At 61.2% G+C, this 14,396-nt stretch carries 14 protein-coding genes and 1 tRNA gene; 3 read left to right on the top strand and 12 right to left on the bottom strand.

What is annotated here, in order from left to right; genetic code table 11:
* Window positions 1–190 precede the first annotated feature (190 nt).
* From QM782_RS18255 to QM782_RS18245, 3 genes are read right to left on the bottom strand one after another with little or no spacing between them, the layout of a single operon-like run.
* Window positions 191–379, bottom strand: coding sequence for a hypothetical protein (locus QM782_RS18255; RefSeq protein ID WP_415204311.1), 189 nt, complete (start codon window positions 377–379; stop codon window positions 191–193).
* Window positions 380–403: 24 nt separating this feature from the next.
* Window positions 404–1,036 (bottom strand): integrase, encoded by a 633-nt coding sequence (locus QM782_RS18250; RefSeq protein ID WP_415204310.1) that lies wholly within the window; start codon window positions 1,034–1,036, stop codon window positions 404–406.
* 50 nt (window positions 1,037–1,086) lie between these two features.
* The gene (locus tag QM782_RS18245) at window positions 1,087–1,341 is read right to left on the bottom strand and encodes a hypothetical protein (protein WP_415204309.1); all 255 of its coding nucleotides are present in this window, start codon (window positions 1,339–1,341) and stop codon (window positions 1,087–1,089) included.
* Between QM782_RS18245 and QM782_RS18240 the strand changes: the two genes are divergently transcribed.
* Window positions 1,340–2,215 carry a tyrosine-type recombinase/integrase gene (locus tag QM782_RS18240; protein WP_415204308.1) on the top strand — a complete coding sequence of 292 codons (876 nt, stop codon included), beginning with the start codon at window positions 1,340–1,342 and terminating at the stop codon, window positions 2,213–2,215. The two genes, QM782_RS18245 and QM782_RS18240, sit on opposite strands and share 2 nt — an antisense overlap.
* Before the next feature lie 9 nt (window positions 2,216–2,224).
* On the top strand, window positions 2,225–3,403 hold the full coding sequence (locus tag QM782_RS18235; protein WP_415204307.1) for an IS91 family transposase: 1,179 nt from the start codon (window positions 2,225–2,227) through the stop codon (window positions 3,401–3,403).
* Window positions 3,404–3,927: 524 nt separating this feature from the next.
* On the opposite strand, the gene QM782_RS18230 is transcribed toward QM782_RS18235, so the two are convergent.
* From QM782_RS18230 to QM782_RS18205, 6 genes are all read right to left on the bottom strand, one after another.
* Entirely contained in the window at window positions 3,928–5,361 is a 1,434-nt protein-coding gene (locus QM782_RS18230; protein ID WP_415204306.1) for an SMODS domain-containing nucleotidyltransferase, read from the bottom strand.
* On the bottom strand, window positions 5,361–6,284 hold the full coding sequence (locus QM782_RS18225; RefSeq protein ID WP_415204305.1) for an S-4TM family putative pore-forming effector: 924 nt from the start codon (window positions 6,282–6,284) through the stop codon (window positions 5,361–5,363). The genes QM782_RS18230 and QM782_RS18225 overlap by 1 nt, the downstream gene beginning before the upstream one ends.
* Before the next feature lie 17 nt (window positions 6,285–6,301).
* A complete protein-coding gene (locus tag QM782_RS18220) occupies window positions 6,302–6,598 on the bottom strand; it encodes a hypothetical protein (protein ID WP_415204304.1) in 297 nt (98 codons plus the stop codon).
* 194 nt (window positions 6,599–6,792) lie between these two features.
* Window positions 6,793–8,058, bottom strand: a complete 1,266-nt coding sequence (locus tag QM782_RS18215; RefSeq protein ID WP_415204303.1) for a nucleotidyltransferase — start codon at window positions 8,056–8,058, stop codon at window positions 6,793–6,795.
* Between the two features lie 38 nt (window positions 8,059–8,096).
* Entirely contained in the window at window positions 8,097–8,414 is a 318-nt protein-coding gene (locus tag QM782_RS18210) for a hypothetical protein (protein ID WP_415204302.1), read from the bottom strand.
* Between the two features lie 7 nt (window positions 8,415–8,421).
* The gene (locus tag QM782_RS18205) at window positions 8,422–8,595 is read right to left on the bottom strand and encodes a hypothetical protein (RefSeq protein ID WP_415204301.1); all 174 of its coding nucleotides are present in this window, start codon (window positions 8,593–8,595) and stop codon (window positions 8,422–8,424) included.
* A 100-nt stretch (window positions 8,596–8,695) separates the two neighbouring features.
* Here QM782_RS18205 and QM782_RS18200 point away from each other — a divergent pair, with 100 nt between their 5' ends.
* On the top strand, window positions 8,696–9,640 hold the full coding sequence (locus QM782_RS18200; RefSeq protein ID WP_415204300.1) for a WYL domain-containing protein: 945 nt from the start codon (window positions 8,696–8,698) through the stop codon (window positions 9,638–9,640).
* A 94-nt stretch (window positions 9,641–9,734) separates the two neighbouring features.
* On the opposite strand, the gene QM782_RS18195 is transcribed toward QM782_RS18200, so the two are convergent.
* From QM782_RS18195 to lon, 3 genes are all read right to left on the bottom strand, one after another.
* Window positions 9,735–11,534 (bottom strand): tyrosine-type recombinase/integrase, encoded by a 1,800-nt coding sequence (locus tag QM782_RS18195; protein WP_415204299.1) that lies wholly within the window; start codon window positions 11,532–11,534, stop codon window positions 9,735–9,737.
* A gap of 231 nt (window positions 11,535–11,765) precedes the next feature.
* Window positions 11,766–11,841 (bottom strand) — tRNA-Gly (locus QM782_RS18190).
* A 65-nt stretch (window positions 11,842–11,906) separates the two neighbouring features.
* Window positions 11,907–14,333 carry an endopeptidase La gene (lon, locus tag QM782_RS18185; protein WP_415204298.1) on the bottom strand — a complete coding sequence of 809 codons (2,427 nt, stop codon included), beginning with the start codon at window positions 14,331–14,333 and terminating at the stop codon, window positions 11,907–11,909.
* Window positions 14,334–14,396 lie beyond the last annotated feature (63 nt).

Genomic DNA, 14,396 nt, shown 5'->3' with positions numbered 1-14,396 from the left:
CGATGTGAGCGTGCGCTCAAACCTAAAACGAGATCCTTGTAGATCTGCTAGCTCAACTTGTTCGCCAGCCGGGCAACTCCGGCAGTGGAGGGTTGTGCGGCTGGCCGAAGGATGCGCCAGCGTTCCGTCATCCGAATGGGATAAGTAACGCCGAACACGGCGCTGTTTTCCCTGACGTCAGCCTCGGTCGTCAGAGCGCGACATCGCCTTCAAAGTCCTCATCCAGGGCGGCTCCATGGCAAGCGAAGGTCTGCATGGCTTGGAGCCAGTCGTCCGGCAGCGGCTGGAGATGGCGTCCGGCGTCGATGTCCTTGTCCAATAGTCCAAGAAATGCCTGGAGGGCTGGGGTTTCTTGCTCGATTTTTGGGCGATGGGACATTTCACGCCTCCGCACCATTGTTCATCAATGCACGCCCAGCACGTTGAAGACGACTTTGGCGACTGCATCAATCGAATCCTCCGTCACGGCGTCGACCGGGGAGAGGCCGTTCAGTCCTTCGAGGGGATCGGACAAAGCCCGATAGAGCGTCCATGTGTCGGATTCGGGCACGCCCTGCAGCACCGTCTGGGTGAGCCGGTGTTTGACCGGATCGAGTTGCCAATCGGGCAGTTTGCGCCCGCGGGGGCCAACGTTGAGTGCCAGCAGTCGTCTCTCGTCGATGTCCTTGTAGATCTGCTGGCGGACTTTGTTCGCCAGCCGGGCAAACACCGGCAGCGGCAGGTTGTGCGGCCGGCCGTAGGCTTCCAGCATCGCCTCGCGGCCGCGCTGGATATCTGTCCTGCCGGGTGTCCAGCGGGTATCTGCCTTCAAGGCTGCGGCCTGGACAACCAAGGCATGCTCCACTGCTTGTCGGGACAACGCTATCTCCAGAGACGCGGGCAATTCGACCCGCTGCAGCCATTCCTGTATGAACACCTCCAGTTCGGCGGCAAAGGCCTCAGCATCACGGACCTCCACGGTGCCGACAAATCGACGCACTTCATCCGGCGTTACTCGAGGCAAGCGACCGGCGATGAGTCTCATGGCGTTCGGCAAGAAAACTCTCCTTCAGAGAGCCGTCAGCTTGTTCTCCTTTGTCTCCTGTGTCAACGATGCAACCGGATCAGCGCCCACTCAATCAGCCACCTGGAATCGGTCAGAGAAAATGCCATGGGCAATGGTTCAAGAACGACAGGAGAAGCCTCGTAGCCGTCATCTTCCCAGTGACAACTTTGCAGCGTGGGACTAAACCGCTCGCGCGGTAGGCGCTCCGCGCGATGCGTGGGCGCTTGATTGCCGCGTTGCTGCCACCGTTGACGGCGAGGCAATCCCGCCTCGCTCATCGACGGAGCAGCAACCATGGACACGATCATTGCGGCGGTAACCCCGCTGCGTCAGCGCATGCTCGAAGACATGCGCCTACGCAAGCTGGAGCCACGCACGCAGGAGGCCTACATCCGCGCCGTGCGCAAGCTGGCAGCGTATCTGCACCGCTCGCCTGACACGGCAACCGTAGAGGACCTGCGCAACTTCCAACTGCACTTGGTCGATACGGGCACCTCGCCTATCACCCTGAACGCCACGCTGACCGGCCTGCGGTTCTTCTTCGACGTGACGCTTGAGCGAATGGACCTGATGGCCCGGATGCAGCCGGTCAAGCTGCCACGCAGGCTGCCGGTGGTGTTCAGCTCGCAGGAGGTCTCGCGCCTGATCGCTGCGGCCTCCAACATCAAGCACCAGGTGGCGCTGTCGGTCGCCTACGGTGCCGGGTTGCGCGCCAGCGAGGTCGTCCACTTGAAGGTCACCGACGTGGACGGCGAGCGCATGACGCTGCGGGTGGAGCAAGGCAAGGGACGCAAGGACCGCTACGCGATGCTCAGCCCAGTGTTGCTGCAGCGACTACGCACCTGGTGGCGCATCGCCCATGCCCAGGGCCGCATGCTGCCCGGCGGCTGGCTGTTCCCGGGCTTGAACCCAACCGACCCGCTGACGCCCCGCCAACTCAACCGTGCCGTGCACGCCGTCGCCGAGGCCGCCGGCATCGACAAGCGCGTGTCACCGCATTCGCTTCGCCACGGGTTTGCAACGCACCTGCTGGAGCGCAAGGTCGACATCCGCGTGATCCAGGTGCTGCTGGGCCACAAGCGGCTTGAGACGACGGCGATCTACACCCACGTAGCCACCGATCTGCTGCGCGAGGTGATCGGCCCGCTGGAGCCGCTGCCGCCGTCTTGAGGCGCAGCCGTGAGACGGCCTGCCCTGGAGGTGGCCGACGTCTTTCACCAGCATGGCCCGGCATGGCGTGCCGCACAGCGCGGCCACCTGAGCCTGGGTCAGCTCAAGGTGATGTCGGCCATCGAGCGGTGCCGCAGCGCAGCACTGGGAGGACACGTGCTGCGCTGCGAAGGCTGCGGCACCGACCAGATCTCCTACAACTCCTGCCGCAACCGGCACTGCCCCAAGTGCCAGAGTGCGGTGGCGCAGCGCTGGCTCAATGCCCGCCAGGCCGATCTGCTGCCGGTCGAGTATTACCACGTGGTGTTTACGTTGCCGGCGCCGGTGGCGGACATCGCGTACCAGAACAAGGCTGTGCTCTATGGCTTGCTGTTCGACTTGGCCGCCGAAGTGCTGCTGACCATCGCCGCCGATCCGAAGCACTTGGGTGCCAGGATCGGTGCGACGCTGGTGCTGCACACCTGGGGCTCGGCCTTGACCCACCATCCGCACGTGCACGGCATCGTGCCCGGTGGAGGGCTGGGGGCCGACGGCAAGGCCTGGGTGGCATGCCGGCCGGGCTTCTTCCTGCCGGTACGGGTGCTGTCATGCCTGTTCCGGCGGCGCTTTCTCGAAGAACTGCAGCGATTGCATGCGAGCGGCAAGCTGCAGTTCTTCGGCGGGCATACCGCCTTGGCCGACGCACGGGCCTTCAAGCGGTGGCTGGCACCACTGCGCAGGGTCGAGTGGGTGGTCTACGCCAAGCGGCCGTTCGCCGGACCCCAGGCTGTCCTGGCCTACCTGTCGCGCTACACCCACCGGGTGGCGATCTCCAACGGCCGGCTGCTCGCGCTGGACGAGCGCGGCGTGACGTTTCGTTGGAAAGACTACCGCACCAAAGGCAGGACGCGGCACAAGACGATGACGCTGGAGCCGGCGGAGTTCATGCGTCGCTTCTTGCTGCACGTGCTGCCCACAGGCCTGCACCGCATTCGGCACTACGGGTTGTTGGCAAACGGTTGCCGCAAGGCCAGCCTGGCGTTGGCGCGCGAGCTGCTGCAGGTCCTGCCAGAGCCAATCGCACCGGACCGTGAGGCCACGGCGTCGACCTCTCCAGCTGCCACCTTCATCTGCCGGCACTGCGGCCAGCCGATGGGCGTCGTCCAGGTCTTCATGCGCGGCATGGCCATCCGCGCTCCGCCACCATGATCGGCAACGGCACGCACGCATCGCACGACGCGCTGATCGGCCACTGGCCGGCATCGGCGGGGAACACCCGCGCGTGGCGGCTACAACGCCATCGCGGAACGCGGTTCATCGACTGCCGCGGCCTCTTCCGAACAGGTGGCGTTGCCAAGGAAAGCTCCCCCCGGCGTGCGCGCATCTGCTACGTGCCAACCAAAACCCGAGCCGCACTCCTCAAATCCCCATAGGTCGTCGCGGCAAACTGCCGCAGCGACGCAATCCGCGGTTTCCTCCCTCGAGGCTTGTGCGACACCTGCCCTCAAGTCGTACCTCACCCACGACCTGTGGCTTGCCGGGCAGGTATCCCACAACCCTAAACATGATCGGTCTTTCAGCTCTTCGATCTCGGCGCCTGATAGCTGTCGTTCTATGGTTCCTCCAAAATATCGGAAAGAGCGATTGGACGTCGGGAAACTTCAATCATGCAGACGTCCAGTGCAGCAACCCTCAATGAGCGGGTCTGGGAAACCTAGGAGCCGCATGCCTAACTACTCGATGACAACGTAGAAGGGGTCTGACTGCCCCACCAGCCGGTTGTCGCGCTTGCGAATCAAAAATGCCTCAACAAAGTGAACGCCGCGGTACTCCAGCCTTTCCGAACGACTTGTGCCAGTATCGGAGGGATAGAACTCACCTCGAAGAGCACCCGCACGGGATGCGACCCTGTCAGTGTTCGTCACGCGCCATTGAACTTTGTAGTCAGCGGAGAACGGCATGCCGTGGGCGCCGCTAGCGTTAAACCGAACCCAATAGCTCGGCTGCAATGCCTCGGCCGACTGGATGGTCCGAACGGTATTTCCATACTGCCCGGTCCGTAACTCTGCGACCACTCGTATAGCATGTTGTTCTGGAGCCTTGCGCCAGGTGGGCCTTCGTACATGGGGCAACTGGCGCAGCTTCGCAGGTACTGCGGCAGCACCCAGAGCCTTCACCTTTTCCACCAGATCCTGGAAATGATTGCCCAGAACTAACGCGCCCGTGATAGCAGCCTCGCTGACTTGCTCGGCGGCCCGCTTCGCTTCGCTCGCAGCAAAGTTGTCACCAAAGACACGTTGCCACTTGCCAATACTTTCATCGCGGTCCGCCTCTGCATACGCATCGTCAATCCAACCACGGTAAAGGTTCACCTTGTCGCGAAAATTTCCATACTGCGTTTGGTCCCAGCCACTTGCTTGGTCTTCCTGAGGCAGCTTTGGATTTGGCACGACTGGCACGTTCGGCCGAGCCTGCAGCCAATCATCCAGGCGGCCGACCAGCGTTTTAAGCGTAGTGGTCAAGTCAGCAAACTGAGCACTGTCTCGGTCGCTTTCATAGACCTGCAGCCCCATCAGGGTGGTCAGCAAGAACGAGGGGCACGTGAAGTTGCCCTTGATGTCGCGCATGTACTTCAGTAGCCGGGTGACCTTCTTTAAGTCATTACCGCCGGCGACACCATTCTTGCCTTTCACCCACTCCGTGTATGCAGACGGCGCAGAGGCCTCGAACTGGTCGGCATTGCGATTGCAGACCTCGTACTGACCCGCATAGAGCCGATTGACCACACAAGGCGCAACGTCAATCTTGCGCTCGCCCGCGTACTCAATCGTGGCGCAATGCGAGTAACGACGGATTTTCCCTTCGTACTTGGAGAGCTGCCCGAGCTTGGTGGCAAGCTCGTTCACGTAGTCCTTCGGCGCCCAGCCCTCCTTCGCCTCGACGAACACCAACAAATCAGCATCGAATGGCTGTCCCAACTGTGGCTTGATGATGGTCTCATGGGCCCAGGAACCTTGCGGCGCGAACGAGATGATTTTCGGACCCCAGGCAAGGGCGCGTACTGCGTTTTCAATAGCAACAATGCTGTCCTCCAGCAAGCCGAGACGCGTGCTGTTCAGGTTGACATGGTCGTCGAGGAAAGTCTTGAAGTGTTCGTGCAGCTTCATCAGACCCCCGATAGGTTCAGCTTGCTCACGGCTTCGGCAACAAGCTTCTCAACTGCATGTTTAGCCTGCGCTTCTGTCTTCTTGCGAAGTCGGTTGTAGAGCCAGTCGAACACCAGCGGATTGCCCGCGCGGTGCCGATAAATGGCGTCCTGCAATGCACGCGAGTTCAGCGTCAGGTCCTCCGCCGATGCACCGGCGAGAGCTTTGTCCCAAATCTTTTCGATTTCCCCCTTCAGCGTCGTTAACGATTCGATGGTGTCCTCTTGCTTGCGGTATTCCCGCAGGACAAAACTGACCAGCGGCAGGACTGGAAGAGCTACCGAGATGATGAGCTCGTCGAGCTTGAGCCCCTGATAAAGACCAACGGCAAACAGCGCAACACCAAGAACTCCAGCGATGGAGAAAAGTGCTGCTGAATACTTTCGCCGCACTCGCAAGTCGTAGACCACGTTCGTTCGCTGGCATAGAAGCCGTCCCAATGGCAATGGCAGTCTGCTGATGGCGCCTTCGTACCAGGCTTCCAGTCCCTTCTTCTCCTTGTCGGACATCTCGTCTGGCGCAATAGCACGCAGCTCTTCAGGGTCCATTCGGTTACCAGCGACCAACTTGTTCCAGTCCAGCTTCAAGACCTCGGTGTCGAATTGCTCCTGAACCTTGGCTCCCGCCTTGCTACTAGCACGCTGCTTCGACGAGAGGATCGCCACGTCGAGAAGCAGTAGGGCAATAGATGCGAAGCCAAGATAGGATCGAATAGTTGGGAACTCAGCACCGAAAAGCAGCCCCAACACCGGCAGCATCAGGGCTGTGATGGCCACGAAGTTCTGATAGTTCTTCGCACGGGAATAGAAGCATCGCTGCGCGCGCAGTAGTTCCAGTCGTTCGGGCTTGTTTTGCTCGATGTCGATTCGATGTTCCGTTGTCATTGGTGGTTCTTCCCTTTTCAATGTTTTGTAGAGGTAGCTACGGCGTTTTGGATGAACGGCGGTCGCCGTCCCCACCTCCGCGTCTTGGGTTCTGGATGCTCTCCGCCGCCAGCCCAAACATCAGTCACGAGCCATTCCTCGAAGTAATCGAGCCACTCAGCGGCCCAGGGCAGATAGGTCTCGCGAAAACGCATCTGCGGCACCCATTCGTGCGTCCGCGGGAGCCAAAGACACAACTTGATACCCAGCCCTTTATGTGGATAGACGTGCGGCAACGTTCGCCCTGCAGCGAGCTCTTTCAGGTCCGGATCCATCACCAACAGCTCAGGGAAATTGGAGGTATAGACCTTCAGAAGACATTGATAGACCCGAGCCATTGGTGTTGGAGCCACCTTGAATCCGAATCTGAGCTCTCGGCCCTGGACGAACTCCAGCGTCGACTCTGGCCACCGGAGTGACTTCAATTCAGCGTGGCGCTGGGCAATGCTCGGAAGACGCAGCGGTGGCCTCAATTGGAAGGCCCTCCGAAATAGGTGTGCGCGCGGGCCGGAGTAACGACCGACGCCGCACCGGCAACCACAAAACTCGCCTGCTTTAACGTCCGGTGGCTCTCACGTCGTTGCGCGCTCTGCTGCAGCACGGCCTGCTTTGCTTGTGGGCCGAACGCGTTCTCCACTGCCTTCGAGACAGCACCGAGTCCCTGGTTGCCTTCGATGGCAGCCAGCAATCCGTCCAGGTCGGCCACGAACTTCTGTTGCCATTGAGAAAACGCTTGCTGGCGTTTCGACTCGTTCATGGAGGCAGCAAGGTTGTCAGACTGCGCGCACGGATTCATCAAAATCCAGATTTCCTTACCGGACTGAAGAATCTCCCGCTCAAACAGCTCCGGCAGGAGTTCCACGATGTCGAAGAACAAGTCCAGAGGACCATCGTGCGGCTTCGGCGCCAAGATGGCGTATGCCTTCGCGAACAAGCTCGTCAAAAACACCGAGGTCGGCGCAATGTCGGAACCTGCCTCCAGCTCTCCGAATGAAATGTTCCGGTGCACCTTCCCCAGCTGGACGAACCTGCTCAGAAGACGGGCAAATACCTCGTCCGCCACCGGCAGTGGCACGAGGTCGGCCTTGCGCGCCTCCGCAAATTCCGCTGTCAGAGCCTCCGAAAGCCGAAAAACTGGCGACACCTCTGCAGCCACATCAAATCCCAGGCAGTATCCCTTCGGATTGGTAGAAAGGTAGTTCTTGCGCTCGCGGTCAGGGATGCGCCCGTGGTGCTCGCCATAAGGAAGCACATGCCGCGGGTCGTCAATGACTGGGGCAAAGTCGGCTTGCATGTCACCCGAGTAGATAAGCGTCACGCACCGCTCCCATCGCTCGATGCCAAGTCCATGCCGCTCGGCATAACGCTTCAATACGACATACAAGTGCTCGAGCAACAGCGCCGCACCGCCGGGGCCGCCATATCTGACGAGTGCCGCCTTGGACAATCGCACCACCAGGTCAATGTCGAAGCCCTCGCGGTTCGCTTCCATAGGCCGGACGATGGTTCCCATTTGGCGGGAACCCTGTGCGTGTACCTGTTCCACTAACCCATCGAATTCAACGCAGTCGATGAGGTACTCGCCAGTCGCTTTATAGGCCCGCTCAAGCTCCTGGAGCTGTGTGACCGTGGGTTCGAAGGCCCTCGCAATGGCTTCCGCCAGGTACGTAAAGCGAGCCGACGCTGAGGCAGTGACTTTGCGAGTAGCGCGAGGGAAATAGCCGGTTCGGTTCATGGGGAGGTCTGGCTGTAAGGCTGTCGTTCAAAAAGGCGTCAGTTGCCCAGGTAGCGCTCGTAGACGCGTCCTGTGCGAACCGCAATCAAGCCTGCGATTAGCAACAGCATCGCCACTGCAAAGCCCAGCGCACTCTCCGGCATCCAGACGCTGAGGTAGCCGGGCAGCACATCTGACAGTGCGACCTCGGCTTGCATGCCGCCGCCCAGCCCTTTCACGGCCGATGCACCTGTGGTTTCTACCCGCCCTACGAGGCCAGCGACCACGAGGAAACCGCCTGCACGCACCAGCCCAGCCCCAAGCGTGACGAGGCGCCTTGGCTTGGCGATGAAGTAATCGGTCAGACGTTCGAGCATGGTCGGCCTACTTTTTTTCGCGCCGGACGCCCTTGAAAGGGGTCTTGTCCGACTTCACGTCCATGAAGCGCCCCGTCTGCGTATCACGCTTGACGTAGTGCCCCGAGGGCGTGATGGTCTGGCTGCGCTCGCATACAGCGCCGATTCGGTGCCCGTCGCCGGGCGGGTTGTTCTTTACCATTGCGACCTCATATTTCATTTTAGTTTAGTATATCTAATCATTTTGATGATGTCGCAATATTTTTTTGTTGTCGTTATGTCACGTCATCTATGATGCGGAGATGGCAGAAAACCTTGACCGGCGAACGCAGCGCCTCGCTGACTTGACCAAGACACAGCGGGAGCGGCTGTCGCACATTGACTTCAAGCTGTACTTCCTGGGCGAGCTCCGGCGAGCCGACGTTGTTGACCGCTTCGGCACCGGCCCCGCCGGCGCTACGCGGGACATTGCGCTCTATCGAGAAATCGCACCTGAAAACCTCGAACTGGACAGTTCCGATAAGGTCTACCGGCCGACCCCCGCGTTCAAACCGCTGTTCAAGCACAACCCTCGTCGAGTCCTTACTGCCCTGACGCAGGGCTACGGTGAAGGGTTGGGGGAGCTCCTAGGCGACGAGGCGCAACCCATGCTGAGGTGCGAGGTGCCGAACGCACTGAGCCTGCCGAAGATGGCGGTGCTGGCCCCCATTACTCGAGCCATCAACCGCGGCAAAGCTGTGCGCCTCGGCTACACGTCCATTGATAGCGGTCACACAGAACGCGAGCTGGTTCCTCTGGCGCTGGTAGACATCGGCATTCGCTGGCACGTCCGGGCCTTCGACCGGAGACGCAAGCAGTTCCGCGACTTCGTCTTCACGCGAATGGAGGAACCTGTAGTTCTTGAGGACAGCTCCGTTCAGCGCGAAGAAACGGCTGAGTTCGATATGCAATGGAGCCGCATCATTGAACTGGAGCTAGTGCCCCACCCCGAGCATCCCAGCCCGGAAATCGTGAAAATGGATTACGAGTTCCCGGAGGAAGGCGTGCTTCGAGTCCGCGTCAGAGCGGCCAATGCCGGGTATATGCTTCGTCGCTGGTCCGTGGACTGTTCGTCGGACCACCACCTGCGTGGTCTTGAGTACGCCCTATGGCTGCGCGACCCGCTCGCGCTCTACGGGGCAAGCAACGCACTGCTGGCTCCAGGATATCAGGCCCCACGCTCAGACCGAGAAATCAAGGCTCTCTGAACGTACTACCGGCAAATCTCTCAATCCATCGAACTAATGCCAGCATTGCGCATCATGCCAACCAATGCCGAGCACCCGCCAATTTCCCTTACCCTCATTCTTGCCCCATCAACGACCCGCAGACCATGCCTCCAACCTCCAGGACCGTCCCCGCCGTCACGATCTCCAAAGGGGAGTGACCCGACAGCCGAGCCGTTGGTGTGGAGAGGGATCGATAGACCGCCCAGGCGTCTGCCCCTTCCGCGTGGGTCAGAACGACCAGGGTCAGCAAATACTTAGTAGGATTCAACTGCCAGTCAGGGATGCGATACCCCCGATCGCTCAAATGCAAAGCCAGTAGCCGGCCAGCACGGATGTCTCGGAGGATCTGCTCCTCAGAATTTTGTGCCAGAGCAGCGAATATCGACAGCGGAAGGTTGTCCGGGCATTCATAGATACTCCGTTGCTCGCTCTCTGACAGGCAGGATGCCCTCGTTGGTGGATTCGGTATGCAAGCCTGCACCCCGGCTTTGTTTTGCGCATGTCCTGCAGAGATGGTGATGGTCACTGTGGTACCGCCATCCAACTCGACCACATTGGTAGAAGCAGATCCGGCTTCTTTCCACTGGAGCAATTCTGCAGGTACGCCCCGCGCAGGCGCACGAGCAGCGTCCACATTACCCCGTTCCAACAGATCCAGGCGATCCGCCCAGTCCTGCATCATTCGGCGACGCTGTTCGATGTGCTCTGCATGGTTGTAGGCATCCTGGTCTCCTTGGGGAGTCACATGCGACAGTTGAGCTGCCACCCAGGCACTCGGATATCCGAATTCATTCAGAGCGGTCGAGATGGTGGCTCGGATACCGTGTCCGGTCAGCAACCCGTCAAACCCAAGTGTCTTGAGACCTTGATTCAGGGTGCTTTCACTGATGGGTAGCCTAAGATCGCCGCGATGTGGCAGCAGGTAACGTTGAGCTGGGCGCATCGCATCCCACAACTGGCGGACGACCGCCATCGCCTGTGTTGACAAGGGCACCAAGTACGACGGGATGTCCTGGGGGCCAAGGCCTTCCTTGCGGATCTTGGCCTGCAGTTGCTTCACATGTACCGCCGGGATGGTCCAGAGCCCTTGAGTCAGATCAAACTGGTCTTGCGTTGCCTGCCTCAGCTCACCAGTCCGAACACCTGTCAGCAGCAGCAGGTGAAGTCCCATTTGAACGGCCCTGGTTCCTCGATAGCTGTGTAGTGCCTGAAGCAGCTCCGGCAGATCCTCGATCTGCAAGAAAGGGTTGTGGGCAACCGGTGGTCTGGGAATGGCCGCCACGACCAGATCCCGTGCCGGGTTCTTGTCCAACCCGGGAACCTTGACCATGGCGAACCGGAAGAGTTGCCGGAGCCATGAGCGGCATTTTTCGGCGGTGGTGAGTGCCTCGCGTTTCTCGATCCTGGACAGCACCTGCAGCAGGTCGGCCTGCGTGATCTCGTAGATCGACCGTTTGGCAAGGGCAGGCAGGATGTCCTTGCGGAAGATCCGCTGGATCTGTTCGAGTGTGCTTTGGCGCCCCGGTTGCAGGACAAGACTGCGGTGTGCGAGCCATTGATCGTAGACGCTCTGGAATAACCGATCTGCAGCCAAGTGCTTGACCAGGATCTCCTGCTGTCGATGCTTGAGTGGGTCGATTCCCTGTGCAACCAAGGTACGGGCGGCTTCGCAGCGACCGCGCGCCTCTTTCAGGCTGATCTCCGGGTACTTACCCAGCGCGATGCGTTTTTGTTTACCTACCCAGTAGTAGCGGAAATGCCAGCTCTTGCCGCCACCCGGCTTCACACACAAGCCCAGTCCGCGACCATCGGTGAGGGTGTAGACCTTGTCCTTGGGCCGGGCTTGCCGGACTGCGATGTCCGTGAGCGGCATGGCATTCCTCCTCTCGGGACGAAAGCTCGGTTCTTGGCCCGGTGGCCAGCGTAACCTCTATAAGTACTGCGCCGATGTGAGGCGGACGATGGCCTCAAAACGTGCCTTAAAAAGGCTGGCTGCAGATGGACGTCTCTAGAGCTCAGTGGACGGTCCAGAAACGAAAAAAGGAGCCGAAGCTCCTTTTCTCTGCACTCCATGGATCTCCGTGGATGTCTATGGACAAATACTTGGAGCGGGAAAACGGTCTCGAACCGTCGACCTCAACCTTGGCAAGGTTGCGCTCTACCAACTGAGCTATTCCCGCGTTATGAGCTTCAAATTATAGCCTGAAAAATCGGGGCTTCACAAGCTGATCTGATTTTTTCTGGATCAGTGCTTGGTCGACACGGCCGGCTCTGGCGAGGGCGGCACGTCCATGGCAGCGGGAGCGGCTGTGGCCTCTTCCTCGGACAAGGGCGTCGGCAACCGCTCCAGCGCCACCTCGAGCACCTGGTCGATCCACTTGACCGGCACGATCTCCAGGCCATTCTTCACGTTCTCGGGGATCTCCTGCAGGTCCTTGGCGTTCTCCTCGGGGATCAGCACGGTCTTGATGCCGCCGCGCAGCGCGGCCAGCAGCTTCTCCTTCAGGCCGCCGATGGCCGTGACCTCGCCGCGCAGCGTGATCTCGCCGGTCATCGCGACGTCGCTGCGCACCGGGATGCCGGTCAGCGCCGAAACGAAGGCTGTGGTCATCGCCGCGCCGGCGCTCGGCCCGTCCTTGGGCGTCGCGCCGTCCGGCACGTGGATGTGGATGTCGCGCTTCTCGAACACCTCGTCCTTGATGCCCAGGCGCCGCGCACGGCTGCGCACCACGGTGCGGGCGGCCTCGACCGACTCCTTCATCACGTCGCCCAGCGAGCCGGTCCGCAGGATCTGCCCCTTGCCGGGCATGATCGCCGCCTCGATCGTCAGCAGGTCGCCGCCGACCTCGGTCCAGGCCAGGCCGACGACCTGGCCGACCTGGTTCTGCTGCTCGGCGCGGCCGTAGGTGTACTTGCGCACGCCCAGGAAGTCGTTGAGGTTCTCGGCATCCACGACCACGCGCGGCGTCATCTTCTTGAGCTGCAGCGCCTTGACGACCTTGCGGCAGATCTTGGACAGCTCGCGCTCCAGCGAGCGCACGCCGGCCTCGCGCGTGTAGTAGCGCACCACGTCGCGCACCGCGTCCTCGGTGACCAGCAGCTCCTCGTCCTTCACGCCGTTGTTCTTGAGCTGCTTGGGCAGCAGGTAGCGCAGCGCGATGTTGACCTTCTCGTCCTCGGTGTAGCCGGACAGCCGGATCACCTCCATGCGGTCCAGCAGCGCCGGCGGAATGTTCATGGAATTCGAGGTCGCCACGAACATCACGTCGGACAGGTCGAAATCGACCTCGACGTAGTGGTCGCTGAAGGTGTGGTTCTGCTCGGGATCCAGCACCTCCAGCAACGCGCTCGACGGATCGCCGCGGAAGTCCGTGCCCAGTTTGTCGATCTCGTCGAGCAGAAACAGCGGGTTGCGCGTGCCGACCTTGGACAGGCTCTGCAGCACCTTGCCCGGCAGCGCGCCGATGTAGGTGCGGCGGTGGCCGCGGATCTCGGCCTCGTCGCGCATGCCGCCCAGCGCCATGCGCACGTACTTGCGGCCGGTGGCCTTGGCGATCGACTGGCCGAGCGAGGTCTTGCCCACGCCCGGCGGCCCGACCAGGCACAGGATCGGCGCCTTGACCTTGTCCACGCGCTGCTGCACCGCGAGATATTCGAGGATGCGATCCTTGACCTTCTCCAGGCCGTAGTGGTCTTCGTTCAGCACGCCCTCGGCATTGGCCAGATCGTGCTTGATCTTGGTGCGCTTGCTCCACGGCAGGCCGGTCAGCACGTCGATGTAGTTGCGCACGACCGTGGCCTCGGCCGACATCGGCGACATCAGCTTGAGCTTCTTGAGTTCGCCCTCGGCCTTCTTCAGCGCGTCCTTGGGCATGCGGGCGAGGCGGATCCTCTTCTCGATCTCCTCGATGTCGGCGCCCTCCTCGCCTTCGCCGAGCTCCTTCTGGATGGCCTTGACCTGCTCGTTCAGGTAGAAGTCGCGCTGGTTCTTCTCCATCTGTCGCTTCACGCGGCCGCGGATCTTCTTGTCGACGTTCAGGATGTCGACCTCGCGCTCGAGCTGGGAGAACAGGTTCTCCAGCCGCTCCTGCACCTCGGCCAGGTCCAGCACGGCCTGCTTGCTGTCGAGCTTGAGCGGCAGGTGCGCGGCGATCGTGTCGGCCAGGCGGCCGGGATCGTCGATGCTGGAGATCGACGTCAGGATCTCCGGCGGGATCTTCTTGTTCAGCTTGACGTACTGGTCGAACTGCTGCATCACCGCGCGGCGCAGCGCCTCGACCTCGGTGCTCCTGCCGGCATCGGCCGGCAGCTCGATCGGCGTGACGTTGGCGGTGAAATGCGCCTCGCCATCCTCGATGTGGTTCACGCGCGCGCGCTGCTGGCCCTCGACCAGCACCTTCACGGTGCCGTCGGGCAGCTTGAGCATCTGCAGGATCGTGGAGACGCAGCCGACGTCGAACATGTCGGTGACCAGCGGATCGTCCTTGGCGGCGGCCTTCTGCGCGACGAGCATGATGCGGCGCTCGGCCTCCATCGCCGCCTCCAGCGCCTTGATGCTCTTGGGCCGGCCGACGAACAGCGGGATCACCATGTGGGGGAACACCACCACGTCGCGCAGGGGCAGCAGCGGAAGATCCAGCGGCACGGCTGGCAGGGGAGTTTGACCGGACATGGGCATCCTTTGAGTGACCCGGTGAATATGGTCGCCGGCGTCACGAATTCAACCTGCGCCGCG

Source organism: Pseudorhodoferax sp. (assembly GCF_047601025.1).
Taxonomy (GTDB): Bacteria; Pseudomonadota; Gammaproteobacteria; order Burkholderiales; family Burkholderiaceae_C; genus Pseudorhodoferax.
This window is presented reverse-complemented; position numbering and strand designations above follow the sequence as displayed.